The sequence below is a fragment of the Streptomyces sp. ActVer genome, assembly GCF_027270795.1.
Taxonomy (GTDB): domain Bacteria; phylum Actinomycetota; class Actinomycetes; order Streptomycetales; family Streptomycetaceae; genus Streptomyces; species Streptomyces umbrinus_A.
The window spans coordinates 28,891-46,019 of record NZ_JAPWHT010000008.1; the positions used below are offsets into that span (position 1 = coordinate 28,891).

The 17,129-nt window shown below is 68.8% G+C and carries 19 protein-coding genes and 3 tRNA genes; 3 read left to right on the plus strand and 19 right to left on the minus strand.

Features of this window, described 5'->3' with window-relative positions:
- Nucleotides 1-505: 505 nt before the first annotated feature.
- The 9 genes from rplL to O3Q52_RS02750 all read right to left on the minus strand — a co-directional run bounded on the left by rplL (nt 506) and on the right by O3Q52_RS02750 (nt 6,784).
- A complete protein-coding gene (gene rplL, locus O3Q52_RS02710; protein WP_269647142.1) occupies nt 506-889 on the minus strand; it encodes a 50S ribosomal protein L7/L12 in 384 nt (127 codons plus the stop codon).
- A 109-nt stretch (nt 890-998) separates the two neighbouring features.
- Complete coding sequence (rplJ, locus tag O3Q52_RS02715; protein ID WP_055610505.1) at nt 999-1,529, minus strand: 50S ribosomal protein L10; 531 nt, start codon at nt 1,527-1,529, stop codon at nt 999-1,001.
- Between the two features lie 310 nt (nt 1,530-1,839).
- Nucleotides 1,840-2,700, minus strand: a complete 861-nt coding sequence (locus O3Q52_RS02720) for a DUF1396 domain-containing protein (protein ID WP_269647143.1) — start codon at nt 2,698-2,700, stop codon at nt 1,840-1,842.
- A 148-nt stretch (nt 2,701-2,848) separates the two neighbouring features.
- Nucleotides 2,849-3,772 (minus strand): hypothetical protein, encoded by a 924-nt coding sequence (locus O3Q52_RS02725; RefSeq protein WP_269647144.1) that lies wholly within the window; start codon nt 3,770-3,772, stop codon nt 2,849-2,851.
- Nucleotides 3,773-3,935: 163 nt separating this feature from the next.
- Nucleotides 3,936-4,661: a 50S ribosomal protein L1 gene (gene rplA / locus O3Q52_RS02730; protein ID WP_189844519.1), complete on the minus strand. Its 726-nt coding sequence runs from the start codon at nt 4,659-4,661 to the stop codon at nt 3,936-3,938.
- A gap of 77 nt (nt 4,662-4,738) precedes the next feature.
- Entirely contained in the window at nt 4,739-5,173 is a 435-nt protein-coding gene (gene rplK / locus O3Q52_RS02735) for a 50S ribosomal protein L11 (RefSeq protein WP_030359033.1), read from the minus strand.
- Nucleotides 5,174-5,354: 181 nt separating this feature from the next.
- Entirely contained in the window at nt 5,355-6,236 is an 882-nt protein-coding gene (gene nusG, locus O3Q52_RS02740; RefSeq protein ID WP_269647145.1) for a transcription termination/antitermination protein NusG, read from the minus strand.
- Nucleotides 6,237-6,313: 77 nt separating this feature from the next.
- The gene (secE, locus tag O3Q52_RS02745) at nt 6,314-6,601 is read right to left on the minus strand and encodes a preprotein translocase subunit SecE (protein WP_269647146.1); all 288 of its coding nucleotides are present in this window, start codon (nt 6,599-6,601) and stop codon (nt 6,314-6,316) included.
- Nucleotides 6,602-6,711: 110 nt separating this feature from the next.
- A tRNA-Trp gene (locus O3Q52_RS02750) sits at nt 6,712-6,784 on the minus strand.
- A gap of 203 nt (nt 6,785-6,987) precedes the next feature.
- Between O3Q52_RS02750 and O3Q52_RS02755 the strand changes: the two genes are divergently transcribed.
- Both O3Q52_RS02755 and O3Q52_RS02760 read left to right on the plus strand, forming a co-directional pair.
- On the plus strand, nt 6,988-8,214 hold the full coding sequence (locus O3Q52_RS02755; RefSeq protein ID WP_269647147.1) for a pyridoxal phosphate-dependent aminotransferase: 1,227 nt from the start codon (nt 6,988-6,990) through the stop codon (nt 8,212-8,214).
- 149 nt (nt 8,215-8,363) lie between these two features.
- On the plus strand, nt 8,364-9,392 hold the full coding sequence (locus tag O3Q52_RS02760; protein WP_269647148.1) for an adenosine deaminase: 1,029 nt from the start codon (nt 8,364-8,366) through the stop codon (nt 9,390-9,392).
- Here O3Q52_RS02760 and O3Q52_RS02765 read toward each other — a convergent pair.
- The 10 genes from O3Q52_RS02765 to O3Q52_RS02810 all read right to left on the minus strand — a co-directional run bounded on the left by O3Q52_RS02765 (nt 9,337) and on the right by O3Q52_RS02810 (nt 15,381).
- The gene (locus O3Q52_RS02765) at nt 9,337-10,056 is read right to left on the minus strand and encodes a hypothetical protein (RefSeq protein WP_269647149.1); all 720 of its coding nucleotides are present in this window, start codon (nt 10,054-10,056) and stop codon (nt 9,337-9,339) included. The two genes, O3Q52_RS02760 and O3Q52_RS02765, sit on opposite strands and share 56 nt — an antisense overlap.
- Nucleotides 10,057-10,124: 68 nt before the next feature.
- The gene (locus O3Q52_RS02770; protein ID WP_269647150.1) at nt 10,125-11,180 is read right to left on the minus strand and encodes a UDP-N-acetylmuramate dehydrogenase; all 1,056 of its coding nucleotides are present in this window, start codon (nt 11,178-11,180) and stop codon (nt 10,125-10,127) included.
- Between the two features lie 79 nt (nt 11,181-11,259).
- On the minus strand, nt 11,260-11,637 hold the full coding sequence (locus O3Q52_RS02775; RefSeq protein ID WP_269647151.1) for a DUF3291 domain-containing protein: 378 nt from the start codon (nt 11,635-11,637) through the stop codon (nt 11,260-11,262).
- A gap of 57 nt (nt 11,638-11,694) precedes the next feature.
- On the minus strand, nt 11,695-13,140 hold the full coding sequence (locus O3Q52_RS02780) for a DHA2 family efflux MFS transporter permease subunit (protein ID WP_269647152.1): 1,446 nt from the start codon (nt 13,138-13,140) through the stop codon (nt 11,695-11,697).
- Between the two features lie 93 nt (nt 13,141-13,233).
- Nucleotides 13,234-13,803, minus strand: a complete 570-nt coding sequence (locus O3Q52_RS02785; protein WP_269647153.1) for a TetR/AcrR family transcriptional regulator — start codon at nt 13,801-13,803, stop codon at nt 13,234-13,236.
- 150 nt (nt 13,804-13,953) lie between these two features.
- Nucleotides 13,954-14,382: a MaoC family dehydratase gene (locus O3Q52_RS02790; RefSeq protein ID WP_269647154.1), complete on the minus strand. Its 429-nt coding sequence runs from the start codon at nt 14,380-14,382 to the stop codon at nt 13,954-13,956.
- Between the two features lie 4 nt (nt 14,383-14,386).
- Entirely contained in the window at nt 14,387-14,839 is a 453-nt protein-coding gene (locus O3Q52_RS02795; RefSeq protein WP_269647155.1) for a MaoC family dehydratase N-terminal domain-containing protein, read from the minus strand.
- Between the two features lie 88 nt (nt 14,840-14,927).
- Nucleotides 14,928-15,092 carry a 50S ribosomal protein L33 gene (gene rpmG, locus O3Q52_RS02800; protein WP_003948671.1) on the minus strand — a complete coding sequence of 55 codons (165 nt, stop codon included), beginning with the start codon at nt 15,090-15,092 and terminating at the stop codon, nt 14,928-14,930.
- A 96-nt stretch (nt 15,093-15,188) separates the two neighbouring features.
- A tRNA-Met gene (locus tag O3Q52_RS02805) sits at nt 15,189-15,261 on the minus strand.
- A 47-nt stretch (nt 15,262-15,308) separates the two neighbouring features.
- A tRNA-Thr gene (locus tag O3Q52_RS02810) sits at nt 15,309-15,381 on the minus strand.
- A 260-nt stretch (nt 15,382-15,641) separates the two neighbouring features.
- Here O3Q52_RS02810 and O3Q52_RS02815 point away from each other — a divergent pair.
- Nucleotides 15,642-16,916, plus strand: a complete 1,275-nt coding sequence (locus O3Q52_RS02815; protein WP_269647156.1) for an amidohydrolase family protein — start codon at nt 15,642-15,644, stop codon at nt 16,914-16,916.
- The last annotated feature ends 213 nt before the right edge of the window (nt 16,917-17,129 follow it).

Consider the following 17,129-nt stretch of genomic DNA (forward strand, 5'->3'; position numbering starts at 1 on the left):
GCTAACAGGCAGCGCAAAGGGTCAGTGTAGCCACTAGGCCCACTGATGTCCAGTGCGGGTTTTTGAAGACCCTCGTTGTTCTCAACCCCTGCTGCAAGCCACGCCCTCGATGCACATCGATACTGCCCTCTTCGCCACCGATCCATGCCTCGGATCCGGATCGTTGTGACGACGCGTCCTGAGAATTGCGCGCTGCGTGCGGTTCGTCAAGGCCCCCCCATGCCCGAACCGGGTGCTGCCATCGTCACTTGCAACCCGTCTTGCAACCTGTCTTGCTGCCCGTCACAGGGCGGCCGGAGGCACGAACGAAGATCACCATACTCGTAGCGACCGACAGCGCAAGGCAGTCGCCGCACGGCCCCCTCGAACGCCGAAGAGCGACCACCCAGATGGATGATCGCTCTTCGGTGCGTCAGCGTTACAGCCCCTGCTGGAGCGGCTGTGTCGGCTCGCTGGAGCCGCTGCCACAGTGCCCCTGAGGGCGCGTGGCGGACGGCTCGTGGGGTTACTTGACCTCGACGGAGGCGCCGGCGCCCTTGAGGGACTCGGCGGCCTTCTCGGCGGCGTCCTTGGCGACCTTCTCGAGGACCGGCTTCGGAGCGCCGTCCACGAGGTCCTTGGCCTCCTTCAGACCCAGGGAGGTCAGCTCACGCACGACCTTGATGACCTGGATCTTCTTCTCGCCGGCACCCGTGAGGATGACGTCGAACTCGTCCTGCTCGGCCTCGGCCTCGGCCGGGGCGGCGGCACCGGCGGGGCCGGCAACGGCGACCGCGGCGGCGGCGGTGACGTCGAACTTCTCCTCGAAGGCCTTCACGAACTCGGAGAGCTCGATGAGGGTGAGGGACTCGAACTGCGCGAGCAGCTCTTCCTGGGACAGCTTCGCCATGATGGCGTCCTTCCACTAATTCGGCAGGTGCCGGATGTACTGGTGAGGCGGGCGTACGTTCGGCCCGCTACGACCGTCGCCTCAGGCGGCGGTCAATGCGCGAGCCGAATTACTCGGCACCGCCCTGCTCTTCGAGCTTGACGCGAAGCGCCTCCGCAGTGCGGACGAACTTCGACGGAAGCGCCTGGAAGAGCTGCGCAGCCTGAGTCTGCTTGCCCTTCATGGCACCCGCCAGCTTGGCGAGCAGAACCTCGCGGGACTCGAGGTCCGCAAGCTTCTTGATCTCGTCGGCGGACAGCGCCTTGCCGTCAAGGACACCGCCCTTGATGACGAGGTTCGGGTTGTCCTTGGCGAAGTCACGAAGACCCTTCGCCGACGTCACCGGGTCACCGGAGATGAAGGCAACCGCCGTCGGACCGTTGAACAGGTCGTCGAGCGTGGAGATCCCGGCCTCGTTGGCCGCGATCTTGGTCAGCGTGTTCTTCACCACGGCGTACTGGGCGTCTTCACCGAGCGAACGACGCAGCGTCTTGAGCTGCGCCACGGTGAGACCCCGGTACTCGGTCAGCACAGCGGCGTTCGAGCTGCGGAACTGGTCCGCGAGCTCGGCTACCGCGGCAGCCTTGTCGGGCCTTGCCATAAGCGTGGCCTCCTTCCGGGTGATGAGGACCGCTCAGAAGGAGACTGGGAAAACGAAACGCCCCGGCGCAGGCGCACGGGGCGTGACTCGACCGAACGGATCCGTACGAAGTACGGGACTGTCCGGGAGTTCATCCACAGTCACCTACGCGGGTCGTCCGCAGTTTCAGCGGATCCTTCGGTCGCCGCGCCCTCTAACAAGCACACGGCAACGACCAGCGGTCTTTGGCTTCTGTGGAAGGTTACGTGAACGGGTCGCTGTCAAGCAAATCCGTACGTGGGCCGACGTAGTACGCCGACCGACGCCCAGGTCAGCTCTCGGTGTCGCCCATCATCTCGGCCAGGTCCATGACGTCCTTGGCGGGCGGCGCCTCGACCGTCACGGGCTTGTTGTAGTCGACGAAGGTGATGGTCATGTCGAGCTTGCCCTTGTCGGCGTCGCCCTTCATACGGAACTGCTTGGTGCGGTCGTCGCCGTCGATCCACATGTCCATCGTGAGCGCGTCCACGCCCATCTTCTCGTACTGCTCAAGGCTCTTCTCCCGCTGCTCACGGGTGGTCCTGCTCTCGCTCTTGAGGGACTTGCGGAACTCGTCGAGGGTGACCGTGCCCTTGTAGTGGGTGGTCTCGACGCCGTCGATCTTCTCGGTGCCGACCTTCTTCACGTCCTTGGAGCCGGTGAGGAAGGTGGACTCCTGGGCCGGGTTCTTGTCGGCCGTCCCGGCGCCCGGAGCCGCGCCCCCCAGCGCGTCGTCCCCCAGCGTGGACAGGTCGAACTTGATCCAGCTCTTGCCGTCCATCTCCTTGGCGGCCGCGGCGCCTCCGCCTATGTACATCGCCTTGTCGACGAGGCGGATCTCGGCGGTGCCGTCCGCGCCCTGGTCGAGGGCGGTCATCTTCATGCTCATGGCGACGTCGGGCTTCATGCGCATCTGGGCTTCGGCCTTGACGCGCCCCTCCTCAGGGGTCCTGCCGGTCATCCGGTAGCTGATGGAGGTGATGTCCTCCGTGTTCTTCGCCGCCTTGGCCACGGCCGCGGCGGGCGTCATCTTCGGCGACTCCTCGCTGCCGTCGTCCTTCGAACAGCCGACGGCACCCCCAGCGAGGACCAGCGCGGCGAGTGCCGCACCGGTCGTCCTACGACGCACGGATCCGCGCACAGAAGACTTCATGGTTCCCCCCAAGGAACAGATGAGCGACTCACAGGCAGGGCGCGAGCGTATCCCAGAGGGACTCGGCCAGTCCTCCGAGTTCCTTGAGGCCTGTGTGACGCCCGGGGCGCCTGGGTGGCGCCCCTCCCTGCGTCCCGTACGGGGCCTCTCAGGCCGCCGGCTGAGTCTGCATCAGGTCCTTGAAATCGGCCGTGTCGCCCGCCGGGGGTTCCTCGGTGGAGACCTTCACGCCGTAGTCGCTGTAGAACGCCGTCGAGGACATCGAGCCGGTCGCCAGCTCACCCTTCTCGACCTTCTTGACCAGCAGGTCCTCGTCGTTGACCCATATGTCGATGGTCTCGGTGGTGACTCCGGCCTGCTCCAACTGGCGCTTCATGTCGGCCAGTTGATCCGCGGTGAGGTTCGAGCTCTCGCCCGCGAGGTCCGCGACGTCGACCGTGCCCGAGTAGTGCGTGGTGTTCTCGCCGCGCACCTTCTCCTCGCCGACCTTCTTGACGTCCCCGGAGGCCAGCAGCAGCTTCACCGACTGGTTCGGCGTGGTGTTCTGCATCTGGTCCTTCATGTACGCGCCCGATCCGCCGGCGAGGTCCGCCAGGTCGTCGTACGCGTACTTGATCCAGTGCTTGCCGCCGGACTGCTCGGCGAACGTGTCGCCCATCTTCGCGTAGTAGGCGTCCGGCAGATAGCGGGCCTCCATGGAGGTGGTGCCCAGCTGCCGCATCTGGTCGGCCATCGTGCCGCCGGTGTACGTGATCGTCAGGGTGCCGGTGAGGCCGTCGGCCCAGCCGAGGGCGCCGTCCGCCTCCATGGACATGATCGTGCCCATGGTCGTGGTGGACTCGACCTTGGCGGAGTCGGCCTTGTCGGTGGACTTCTCGACGGAGCGCAGGGCCGAGATCGGGTTCGCCTGGGTCTTGGCCTTGCCGGCCGCCTTGTCGCCCCCTCCGGAGCTTCCGCCCGAGCTTCCGCCCGAACCCCCGTCGGAGTCCGAGCCGCTACAGGCCGCGACCCCCGTCAGCGCGGCGGCCATCGCGATCGAGACAGTCGCGCGTCGCACGGCAGTGCTCTTCATTCGTCCCCCTATGCGATTCCTGTGCCTTGCACGCTAGCGCAGGGCACTGACACCCGGTCCGGAATCGGGCATCTGACAAAGAGGGACGGGCCCCGCACCTCGAAAGGTTGCGGGGCCCGTCCTGGAATCGCGTGTGCGACGCGGCTGCCGGTGAGCGTCAGGCTCAGACGGAGGCCGGGTCCTCCTCGACGAGGAGGTTGCGGGTGCGGTTCGGGTCGAGCGGGATGCCGGGGCCGATCGTCGTGCTGATCGCGGCCTTCCGGATGTAGCGACCCTTGGCGGCGGACGGCTTCAGACGGAGGATCTCCTCCAGCGCGGCGCCGTAGTTCTCCACCAGCTGGGTCTCGTCGAACGAGGTCTTGCCGATGATGAAGTGCAGGTTCGAGTGCTTGTCGACGCGGAACTCGATCTTGCCGCCCTTGATCTCGGTCACGGCCTTGGCCACGTCCGGGGTCACGGTGCCGGTCTTCGGGTTCGGCATCAGACCACGCGGGCCGAGGACACGGCCCAGGCGGCCGACCTTGCCCATGAGGTCCGGGGTGGCGACGACGGCGTCGAAGTCCAGACGGCCCTTCGCCACCTCGTCGATGAGCTCGTCGGAGCCGACGATGTCGGCGCCCGCGGCGGTCGCGGCCTCGGCACGGTCACCGGTCGCGAAGACCAGGACCCGGGCGGTCTTACCGGTGCCGTGCGGGAGGTTCACGGTGCCACGGACCATCTGGTCGGCCTTGCGCGGGTCGACACCCAGGCGGAAGGCGACCTCGACGGTGCCGTCGAACTTGCTCGTGGAGGTCTCCTTGGCGAGACGGACGGCCTCGAGCGGGGCGTACTGCTTGTCCCGGTCGATCTTGGCGTCCGCAGCGCGGAGAGACTTGCTGCGCTTGCTCACTACTGCTCCTGTGTGTTCTGAGGAGTCGTGGTGTGGGCCGAGCAGGCCCTGCCACGGTCTTTCCTACGGGGTGGAGGTCAGCCCTCGACCGTGATGCCCATGGAACGGGCGGTGCCGGCGATGATCTTCGACGCGGCGTCCAGGTCGTTGGCGTTCAGGTCGGGCATCTTCGTGGTGGCGATCTCGCGGACCTGCGCCTGGGTGATCTTGGCGACCTTGGTCTTGTGCGGCTCGCCGGAGCCCTTCTCCACGCCCGCGGCCTTGAGGATCATCTTCGCGGCCGGCGGGGTCTTGGTGATGAAGGTGAAGGAGCGGTCTTCGTAGACCGTGATCTCCACCGGGATCACCCAGCCACGCTGCGACTCGGTCGCGGCGTTGTAGGCCTTGCAGAACTCCATGATGTTGACGCCGTGCTGGCCCAGCGCGGGGCCGACCGGCGGCGCCGGGTTGGCCGCACCGGCCTGGATCTGGAGCTTGATGAGCCCCGTGACCTTCTTCTTCTTGGGAGGCATTGCTCTCTCCGGGTCCTAGTGAGAGTTTTCAGCCGCCGATCCGGATCATCCGGACGGAGGCATACCGCACAACGATAACGGGTATCTGTCTGCGGCCAAAAACCGAGCAGGTCAGACAGGCTTTGAGGGCCCGTCTGACCTGATCGGAGGCGTGTGTTCCGGAAGACCGTCCCGAGAGGGGTCAGTTCTTCTGGATCTGGTCGAAGCTCAGCTCGACCGGGGTCTCGCGGCCGAAGATCTCGACGAGGCCCTTGACCTTCTTCGAGTCGGCGTTGATCTCGTTGATGGTCGCCTGCAGCGTCGCGAACGGACCGTCGGTGACGGTGACCGAGTCGCCCACCTCGAAGTCCAGCACCTGGACCTCGAGCTTGCGGGACGGAGCCGGCTTGCCCTCGGCCTCGGCCGCCTCGCGGGCGGCCTTCTCCTCGGCCTCCGGGGCGAGCATCTTGACGATCTCGTCCAGCGTCAGCGGGTACGGGTCGTACGCGTTGCCCACGAAGCCGGTGACGCCGGGGGTGTTGCGGACGACGCCCCAGGACTCGTTCGTCAGGTCCATGCGCACCAGCACGTAGCCGGGGAGCTTGTTCTGACGGACGGTCTTGCGCTCGCCGTTCTTGATCTGCGCGACCTCTTCCTGCGGCACCTCGGCCGCGAAGATGAAGTCCTCGACGTTCAGAGAGACGGCACGCTGTTCGAGGTTCGTCTTCACGCGGTTCTCGTAACCCGCGTACGTGTGGATGACGTACCACTCGCCGGGCAGCCTGCGGAGTTCCTCGCGGAGGGCCACGACGGGGTCGACCGGCTCGGCCTCTTCCTCGGGCTCTTCGAGCTTCTCGGCTTCTTCGGCCTCGTCGGAGACGGCCAGGTCCTCGGCGTCCACGTCGGTCTCGACGTCCTCACCGGACTCGTCCTCGACGTGCAGGGCAGCCTCTTCGGCGGCCTCGCCGGCTTCGGCGTCGGCAGCCTCGACCTCGTCCTCGACGTCCGCGCCCTCGACGATGTCGAGCTCGTCGTCAACGGACTCGACCGACTCGCCGGCGTCGTTCAGGTTCGGGTCAGACACGGTGGCTGCTTCTTCCTGGATCATGGGGGTGGAACACGCGAAAGCGGGCGCCGGGTACGGCGCCCTTCGCGCTTGGCTCAGCCGAATACGTACTTGGCGGCCTTGTCGAGTCCGAAGTCAATCAGAGTCACCAGACCGATCATGATGACAACGAACACAATCACCACTGTGGTGTACGTCGTCAGCTGATTCCGGGTCGGCCAGACAACCTTGCGGAGTTCCGCGATGATCTGGCGGTAGAAGAGGGCAAGGCGCTTCAGCGGGCCCTTCTTGGCACGCTTACCGCCCTTGCGGCCCTTCTTCTGGGACTCCGGCACCTCATCCTGGGCATCAGGCATGTCGATGGAGCCCACGGCGTCCGTCACTCGTCCTCACCTGATTCCGGGTCGTGGCCGTGCCGCGCCCGGGTATGAGCCGCACGGCGGTGCATTGCAGTACGTACATGCGCACACATCCTGGCGAAAGGAGTGTGTAGCAGGGCCGGAGGGACTTGAACCCCCAACCGCTGGTTTTGGAGACCAGTGCTCTACCAATTGAGCTACGACCCTTTGTTTCCCCAACAACGTACCGCATCCGCCCGGGTGCTCGGTGTGCACCGGGTGGGCGCGGCCGGTGAAGGCCAACGAGGTGAGAGTGTACGTGGTCGACGGCCGGTCGTCGAACAGAAAGTGTCCGTACGGGCTTTGTCGGCCACTGCTCAGTCTGTGAAACCGGTGTGCCGGGGAGGTTTCGTGTCTGGAACGATGGGCCCATGAGCGCTGCAACCCCTCCCACCGAGCGCCGGGTCTCCGCCCGGATCGGTGCGATCTCCGAGTCCGCCACCCTCGCCGTGGACGCCAAGGCCAAGGCCCTCAAGGCCGCAGGACGTCCGGTGATCGGCTTCGGCGCCGGTGAGCCCGACTTCCCGACCCCGGGCTACATCGTCGAGGCCGCCATCGAGGCCTGCAAGAACCCGAAGTACCACCGGTACACGCCGGCCGGCGGCCTTCCCGAGCTGAAGGCGGCGATCGTCGCCAAGACGCTGCGCGATTCCGACTACGAGGTTGACGTCTCCCAGGTCCTGGTGACCAACGGCGGCAAGCAGGCCATCTACGAGGCGTTCGCCGCGATCCTCGACCCGGGCGACGAGGTCATCGTCCCGGCGCCCTACTGGACGACGTACCCGGAGTCGATCCGTCTCGCCGGCGGTGTCCCGGTCGAGGTCGTCGCGGACGAGACCACCGGCTACCGCGTCTCGGTCGAGCAGTTGGAGGCGGCCCGTACGGAGAAGACGAAGGTCGTCCTCTTCGTGTCGCCGTCCAACCCGACGGGCGCCGTCTACAGCGCCGAGGACACCGAGGCGATCGGCCGCTGGGCCGTCGAGCACGGTCTGTGGGTGCTGACGGACGAGATCTACGAGCACCTGGTCTACGGGGACGCGAAGTTCACCTCGCTGCCCGCGGTCCTGCCCGAGCTGCGCGACAAGTGCATCGTGGTCAACGGCGTCGCGAAGACGTACGCGATGACCGGCTGGCGTGTCGGGTGGATCATCGGCCCGAAGGACGTGGTGAAGGCCGCGACGAACCTCCAGTCGCACGCCACGTCGAACGTGTCGAACGTCGCCCAGGCCGCAGCCATCGCCGCCGTCTCCGGCGACCTGACGGCCGTCGCCGAGATGCGCGAGGCCTTCGACCGCCGCCGCAAGACCATCGTGCGGATGCTCAACGAGATCGACGGTGTGCTCTGCCCGGAGCCCGAGGGCGCCTTCTACGCGTACCCCTCGGTGAAGGCCCTCATCGGCAAGGAGATCCGCGGCAGGCGCCCGCAGAACTCCGTCGAGCTGGCCGCGCTGATCCTTGAGGAGGCCGAGGTCGCGGTCGTCCCGGGCGAGGCCTTCGGCACGCCGGGCTACCTGCGGCTCTCGTACGCGCTGGGTGACGAGGACCTCGTCGAGGGCGTCTCGCGGATCCAGAAGCTGCTGGCCGAGGCCACGGACTGAACCTCCTCACCGTGAGTGGGTACGAGCGGGCCGCTTCCCTCTGGGAGGCGGCCCGCTTCTTCGTGTCTTGGTTCGTGTCTTAGTGCGAGCAAGACCACGTTCAGGGAAAGCGCTACCGATACGGAGGCGGCGTACGGCAGGATCCTGGAATGGAGCACGTACGTGATGTCTCTGAGCTGCCCAAAGCTCATCTGCACCTGCATTTCACCGGGTCGATGCGGATCACCACTCTGCTGGAACTGGCCGACAAGCACGGGATCCACCTTCCCGACGCGCTGACCAGCGGGGAGCCTCCGAAACTGCGGGCCACCGACGAGCGGGGCTGGTTCCGTTTCCAGCGGCTGTACGACGCGGCGCGGTCGTGTCTCAGAGATCCCGAGGACATCCGGCGGCTGGTACGGGAGGCCGCCGAGGAGGACATCAAGGACGGCTCGGGGTGGCTGGAGATCCAGGTCGACCCGACCTCGTACGCGCCCCGGCTGGGCGGGCTGATCCCGGCTCTGGAGATCATCCTGGACGCCGTGGACTCGGCCGTGCGCGAGACCGGGCTCGGGATGCGGGTCCTGGTGGCCGCGAACCGGATGAAGCACCCGCTGGACGCGCGCACGCTGGCCCGGCTGGCCGTGCGGTACGCGGACCGCGGCATCGTCGGCTTCGGGCTCTCCAACGACGAGCGGCGCGGTATGGCGCGGGACTTCGACCGGGCGTTCGCCATCGCGCGTGAGGGCGGGCTGCTGGCGGCGCCGCACGGCGGCGAGCTGACGGGCCCGGCGTCCGTCCGCGACTGCCTGGACGACCTGCACGCCTCGCGCATCGGGCACGGGGTGCGGGCGGCCGAGGACCCGCGGCTCCTGAAGCGGCTCGCGGACCGGGGTATCACCTGCGAGGTCTGCCCGGCGTCGAATGTCGCCCTGGGGGTGTACGAAAAGCCGGAGGACGTCCCCTTGCGCACGCTTTTCGAGGCCGGGGTCCCGCTGGCACTCGGCGCGGACGACCCGCTGCTGTTCGGCTCGCGGCTGGCCGCCCAGTACGACATCGCCCGCCGGCATCACGCCTTCACGGACGCCGAACTGGCCGAACTGGCACGGCAGTCGGTACGGGGTTCGGCGGCCCCGCAGGACATCAAGGAGAAGCTGCTGTCCGGGATCGACGACTGGCTGACCGCCCCGGTCGCCTGAAGTGGGCGTAGGGCGGATACGCCTGGAACCCGATGTCCAGTTCCGTGTGCCGCCCCCGGCTCAGGGGCATGTGCGTCGTGAGCGAGGTGACCAGCACGTCGTGCCCCTTGGCGGCCCTCTTGTGTCGGGGGCCGAAGCCGGCCGCGGTCTCCAAGTGAACGGACGCCGAGGCGAAGGTGTCCCGGGCGCCGAAGAGGAACAGCGTCCGGGCGTGCACGGCGGGGCGGATCCGGTCGACGGGGTCGAGGCGCTCCCAGCGCTGCTCCCAGCGCGCCTGCCAGGCCGCCGCGTGGTCGGCGGTGCGCCGTTCGTCGGTGCGGACGGTGCCCGGCGTGCCCCGGGTCAGCCCGCGGCGCAGCGACGGCCACGCGGAGGGCCGCAGGCCCAGTGTCCGGTGGGCGAGGACGAGGTCGACCGGCACTCCGGGCGCGTACGTCCTGGGGACGCTGTCGCGCAGCGGGACGTGGACGACCGTGTGCGGGGAGTACGCGGCGAACGAGAACAGCGCGGCGAGGCGGGCCAGTCCGTCGTGGTCGCCGACCAGATAGCCCCAGCCCCGCAAGGGGTCGCTGAGAGTGGTGTGCCGCAGCGCGGGGCGCGGCTGGACCACCCGGAACGCGTACCGGCCGGCGCTCGGCCGGAACTCACCGACCCTCAGCCGCACAGGAGTTCTCTCATGACCCCAGGGTGATCGCCGGGCCGGGCGACCGGCAAGCGAAATATCCCGCCGCCTCAGAGGCTGACGCCGACCGTCACCGGTTCGTTGACGAGCGTGATCCCGAAGGCTGCGTGGACGCCCGCGACGACCTCGCGGGCGAGCGCGAGGAGGTCCTCCGTGGTGGCCTCGCCGCGGTTGGTGAGGGCCAGGGTGTGCTTGGTGGAGATGCGGGCGGGGCCGGTGCCGTAGCCCTTGGTGAAGCCGGACTTGTCGATCAGCCAGGCCGCGGAGGTCTTGGTGTGCCCGTCGCCCGCCGGGTACGCGGGCGGGATCACGCCGTCGCCGAGACGCTCGGCCACGCGCACGTGGAACACGGCGAACTCCTCGTGGGTGAGGATCGGGTTGGTGAAGAACGAGCCGGCCGACCAGGTGTCGTGGTCCTCCGGGTCGAGCACCATGCCCTTGCCGGAGCGCAGCTTCAGGACGGTCTCCCGGGCCTTCTCCAGCGGCACGCGGTCGCCGGGCTCGACACCGAGGGCGCGCGCCGTCTCGGCGTACTTGACCGGCGCGGAGAGCCCGGAGGCGTCCTCCAGGTCGAAGCGGACGCGCAGCACGACGAAGCGCTCGGGGTCGGCCTTGAAGCGGCTGTGACGGTACGAGAAGACGCACTCGGCGTTCGGAACAGTGACCGTCTCGCGGGTCTTCCGGTCGTAGGCGATCACTTCGGTGATCGTCGACGACACCTCCTGGCCGTACGCCCCCACGTTCTGGATGGGCGTCGCACCCGCGGAGCCCGGGATTCCGGCGAGGCACTCGATGCCCGCGAGGCCGGCCTCGACGGTGCGGGCGACGGCGTCGGTCCACACCTCGCCGGCGGCCAGCTCCAGCTTCGTACCGTCGAGGGCGAAGCCGCGGGTGGCGATGCGCAGGGCGGTGCCCGCGAAGCCCTTGTCGCCGATGACCAGGTTGGATCCGCCGCCGATCAGCAGCAGCGGGGTGCCGGAGTCGTCGGCCTCGCGGACGGCGGCGATCACCTCGGCGTCGGTCGTGGCGGTGATCAGGCGCGCGGCGGGGCCGCCGAGCCGGAAGGTGGTCAGCGGGGCGAGCGGGGCGTCGTGGAGTTCCAGCACGTGCCCAAGAGTACGAGAACGGCCCCGCCGGTCGGGGCGGGGCCGTTCTCGCGGCTGAACCGTTCGCGGCGTCGGTCGGTCACAGACGGCGCAGCGCCTGTGCCCAGTCGAGCGGGAGGTCGTCCGCCGTGACCGTCCACGAGACGAACTTCGCGTCCCGCATCTGGGGGCCGAGGCCCCGGGCGGTCGGCGCGTGCGTGCCTGAGCGGGCGAAGGTCTTGAGCGCCGCGGGCGACTCCCAGGCGGACAGGGTCCAGAAGGTCCGCCGCAGCGGGGCCGCCTTGAGCGTGGCGCCGTACGCTCCGGGGGCTTTGCTCACCTGCCGCCAGACGGCCGGTGTCCTGGCGAAGAACTTCAGCGCTCCCCAGCGGGTGCGGGTCTCGAAGCGGGAGGCGAAGACGTGCACCTCGACGCCCTGCGGCGGCTTGTTCGGCACGGTCCAGGGAAGGGTGGGCATGATCGGACTCCTTTCGGGTTCGGGGTCGGGTTCGGATTCCGGACTCAGTGAGGGCCCTCAGCGGGAGGCCGTCTCCAGCACCCGCTCGGGCGCGGTCCCGGTGCTGCCCTCGCCCGCCTCCGCCGCCCGGCGACGACCGGGGATGAGCAGTGCCGCGACTCCCGCCACGGCCACCGCGGCGGAGCCGACCCAGAGCGCCGGCTGGGTGCCGTCCACGAAGGTCTGCGCGGTCCCGTAGCCGCCCTGGGCGGAGAAGATCGAGGCCATCACCGCGATACCGAGCGCGCCGCCGACCTCGCGCAGCGCGTTGTTGGCGCCGGACGCGATCCCCTGCTCGTGCGGACGGACGCTGGACATGACCAGGTTGGAGGCGGGGGCGAAGAAGAGGGACATGCCCACACCGCTGATGATCAGGGCGGGCAGTTGCGTGGCGTACGACGTGTCGGGCGCGATCACGGTGGCGAACCAGCCGAGCCCGACGGCCTGGAGGAAGAGACCCGCGGCGACGACCGGGCGGCCGCCGATCCGGTCGGACAGATAGCCGGCGACGGGCGCGATGAGCATCGGCATCCCCGTCCAGGGCAGCATCCGCAGTCCGGCCTGGGTGGGCGAGTAGCCGAGGACGCCCTGCATGTACTGGCTGAGCAGGAAGATCGAGCCGAACATCCCGAGGAACATCAGCAGGCTGGCCGCGTTGATCCCGGCGAAGGCCCGGTTGCGGAAGAGCCGCATCGGCAGCATCGGGTTCTTGGCGCTGATGCCGTGGAGCACGAAGCCGACGAGCAGAGCGGTACCGGCGAACAGCCCCAGCAGGACTATCCCGTCGGTCCAGCCGACGACGGGCGCCCGGACCAGCCCGTACACGATCCCGAAGAGGCCGCCGCTGGCCAGCAGGGTGCCGCGGATGTCGAGCGGGGCGCCGGCGCCGAACGACTCCGACAGACGCAGCCGGGCGAGCGGCAGCAGGACCAACCCCAGCGGAACGTTCAGCCAGAAGATCCACTGCCAGGAGATGTGCTCGGTGAGACTGCCGCCGATCAGCGGCCCCGAAGCGACCGCGAGACCGTTGACGGCACCCCAGATCCCGTACGCCATCCCGCGCTTGGCGGCCGGAACGGCGGCCGTGAGCAGGGTCAGCGTCAGCGGCATCATGATGGCGGCGCCGACGCCCTGGACCGCGCGGGCGGCGATCAGCGAGTCGATGCCGGGCGCCATGGCCGCGGCGGCGGACGCGGCGGTGAACACGGCGATGCCGACGAGGAAGAGCCGGCGCCGGCCGAACCGGTCGCCCAGGGCCGCGCCGAACATCAGCAGCACGGCGAAGGTGAGCGTGTACGCGCTCACGGTCCATTCCAGATCGGGGAGGTCTCCCCCGAGGTCCTTGCGGATCGAGGGCAGTGCGGTGGTGACGACGAGGTTGTCGAGCGCCGCCATGAACCCGGCGACGCTGGTGATGACGAGGGCCCAGACGGCTCCCCCGGGACGTGCGGTCTGCTGTGACATCGCTTCCCCCAGCGGGTGATCACTGACTTCGATTAGTTATTGCTGACTAACTTTCACGGGCATGAAAAGGCGGCAACCCTCGCCACCCTTGGTTCAGTGTTCGAGCCGGCCCTTGATCCGGGCCGAGGGGTAGAGCCCCTCCCAGACCCGGTGCTCGGGCGGAAATCCCATGACCACCAGGCAGTTGACGAGCATTCCGTACGCCATGAAGGTCGTGGTCTCGTCGACATCGGCACCGAGCGGCAGATGGACGGTGTCCCACAGGCGCATCCAGCCCGCCCGCACCGACTCGCCCAGTTCGTGGTCACCGGCCTGCTCTGCGGCCGCCACCGCGACGTACATCTGCATCTGCATGAGCAGCTGTTCCGGATTCTCGGCGATGACCCTGGTGTACGCGTTCGCCATGGAGTGCAGGGCCTCTTCGCCCTGCAGCCCCTTGGAGGCGTCGGCGAAGGTGTGCATGGTCTCCTCCATGCACCGCTCGGCCGCCGCGAGGAAGATCGCCTTCTTGCCCGGGAAGAGCCGGAAGAGGTACGGCTGCGAGACACCCACACGCTTGGCGATCGCCTCGGTGGACGTGCCGTAGTAGCCGCCCCGGGAGAACTCGCTCATCGCCGCGCGGATGACGCTCTCGCGCCTCTCTTCTGCGCTCATCCTGACCATGCGAACAAGTTAGTACTCAATCACTAACTAGGTCAAGGGGTGGGATGGGGAGAGAGGGAGCGAGAGGCGCGAGAAGCAAGAAGTAAGGGGCGCCCGCAATGGCGGACGCCCCTTACTCACACTCCTCGCGCTCCCGCCGAGCCCGCCCTGTCAGGCGAGGCGGACGACCGCGCGGGACATGCCCAGGACCTTCTGGCCCGCGCTCATCGCGACGAGATCGACGCGGACGGTGTTGTCGTCGAGCTTGGCCGCGACCTTGCCGCTGACCTCGATCGTGGCGCCCTGGTCGTCGTTCGGGACGACGACCGGCTTGGTGAAGCGGACGCCGTACTCGACGACCGCGCCCGGGTCGCCGGTCCAGTCGGTGACGACCCGGACCGTCTCGGCCATGGTGAACATGCCGTGCGCGATGACGTCCGGGAGGCCGACCTCCTTGGCGAACTTCTCGTTCCAGTGGATCGGGTTGAAGTCCCCCGAGGCGCCCGCGTACTGCACGAGCGTCGCGCGCGTCACGCCGAAGGTCCGGGCCGGCAGTTCGGTGCCGACCTCGACGTCGTCGTACGAGATCTTCGCCGTCATCTGTTCACGCCCCCTCGGCCGCGCGGGACACGAGCTTGGTCCAGGCGGTCACCACGTGCTCGCCGGCCTCGTCGTGGACCTCGCCGCGGATGTCCAGAATGTCGTTGCCCGCCAGCGACTTGATCGCCTCGATGGTGGAGGTGACCGTGAGCCGGTCGCCCGCGCGCACCGGGCGGCGGTAGACGAACTTCTGGTCGCCGTGCACCACACGGCTGTAGTCGAGCCCCAGTTGGGGGTCCTGGACGACCTGTCCCGCGGCCTTGAACGTGATGGTGAACACGAAGGTCGGCGGGGCGATCACATCGGGGTGACCGAGGGCCTTGGCTGCCTCCGGGTCCGTGTACGCGGGGTTGGCGTCGCCCACCGCCTCCGCGAACTCGCGGATCTTCTCCCGGCCGACCTCATAGGGCTCGGTGGGCGGATAGGACCGCCCCACGAAGGACTGGTCGAGCGCCATGGGCCCGGCACCTCCTGGTTCGCAACTGGGTGTAACGACGCGAGGCCGCCCCCCGACTTCAGGGGACGGCCTCGTGTACGAGCCTTATTTATCGCGTTTCGCGGTGCGCGGTGTGCGCATTGCAACGCGGGCAGTGCTTCTTCATCTCCAGTCGGTCCGGGTTGTTACGCCGGTTCTTCTTGGTGATGTAGTTCCGCTCCTTGCACTCCACGCAGGCCAGCGTGATCTTCGGGCGGACGTCGGTGGCAGCCACAGGAGTGCTCCTTGACGAACGGATGGGACGATTGGCGCATTAACACACAGAAGAGTAGCCGATCGAAGGACCGACCCCACAATCGGCTACTGTCAGTAGCGGTGACCGGACTTGAACCGGTGACACAGCGATTATGAGCCGCTTGCTCTACCGACTGAGCTACACCGCTGTGATGTGATCAGTTCCCGCCTTGCGAGCGGGAACCTCCCACACCAGAGCCCCAATACGGAATCGAACCGTAGACCTTCTCCTTACCATGGAGACGCTCTACCGACTGAGCTATTGGGGCGAGCGATGAAGACATTACACGCTCGGCCACCGATCGCCCAAATCCGTTTCGCGGCACCTGCCCCAGCCCGTTCCGGGCCGCTCGCGGGGCGTTTCACACGCCCCTCCCGCACGACGGACCACACCGGTACGACTATTCCGCTCCTCCTCGATGCGCGCCGGTCGCCACCCTAGGCTCGACTCACGCTGCGTGATCTTGTGTCCCTCCTTCGCAGCCGCCTGCCCCTTCTTTCGCAGCCGCCGCCGAGCCCCAGGAGCGCGATGCCCGACAGTCAGCCGCAGCAGCCCCACTCCTCCTCGTCCTCGTCGGGCTCCTCGGGCTCGTCCGGCCGGAGCGACGGCTCCGACCTGCTGCTCTGCGGTGCGCGGCTCACCGACGGCCGGACCGTGGACGTAAGGCTGGGCGGCGGACGCATCGAGGCGGTCGGCACGGCGGGCAGCCTCACCGCACACAGCGCGCGCGTGGACCTCGCCGGCTATCTCCTCCTGCCGGCCCCGGCCGAGCCCCACGCGCACGGGGACACGGCCCTGTCGGCGGACGGCGACGGACCGGTGTCGTACGAGGCGCACGAGGTCCAGCGCCGTACGACCGAGGCCGCGTTGCTCCAGCTCGGGCACGGGGCCACGGCCATGCGCTCGCACGTGCGCGTGGGCGATGTGCAGGGGCTGGGCTCGATGGGCGCGGTGCTCCAGGCGCGGCGCGCCCTGCGTGGGCTGGCCGAGTTGACGGTGGTGGCGATGCCACGGGTACTGACCGGGCTCGCCGGGGCGGACGGGCTGGCGATGCTGCGGGACGCGGTGAAAATGGGCGCCTCCGTAGTGGGTGGTTGTCCAGATCTGGACCCTGATCCGACGGGATACGTGGAGGCGGTCCTGGAGGTCGCCTCGGAGCACGGCTGCCCGGTCGATCTGCACACGGACGGTGACGACCCGGCGCGGCTCGCACGGCTCGCGGCGATGGCCGGCGGACTGCGGCCCGGGGTGACGCTCGGTCCGTGCGGCGGACTCGGGCGGCTGCCCACCGAGGTCGCCTCGCGGGCGGCGGACCAACTCGCCGCGGCCGGCGTGAGCGTGGTCTGTCTGCCCCAGGGCGGCTGCTCGGGCGTGGACCGCCGCGGGACGGCTCCGGTACGGCTGCTGCGGGCGGCCGGGGTGCGCGTGGCGGCCGGGAGCGGCGCCCTGCGGGACGTGTCGAACCCCGTGGGGCGCGGGGACCCGCTGGAGGCGGCCTATCTGCTGGCCTCGCGGTACGGGCTGCGGGCCGGGGACGCCTACGACGCGGTGAGTTCGTCGGCGCGGGCTGCGCTGGGGCTGCCCGAGGTCCGGGTGGAGGCCGGGTTTCCCGCGGAGTTGCTCGCGGTGCGCGGGGACCGGCTCGACGCGGCGTTGTCCCTGGCGTACAGCCGGATCGTGGTGCACCGGGGGCGGGTGGTGGCGCGGACGAGTGCGGTGCGGGAGTACTGCAACTCCGCCGTGACCGTGGCGTTGGACCTGCCTCGGCAGGGGCGGACGGGGCGCGCGGAGGAGCCGTCGTGAGTCTTTGACGGCGGGGCGCTTTGGGCCGGCGGGGTGTTTTGGACTGGCGGGGCGCTTTGGGCTTGGGCACGCGCGCGTGGAGGGCTGTTTGGGGTCTTGCCTGGTCCACGCGCGCGTGACGGTGCTCCTGAAGTGCGCCCACTCGTGGCCGTCGGGTCACCCGTCGCTGTCGGGGCTGCCCGTCACCGTCGGTCCGTCGGGCCACCGGCGTGA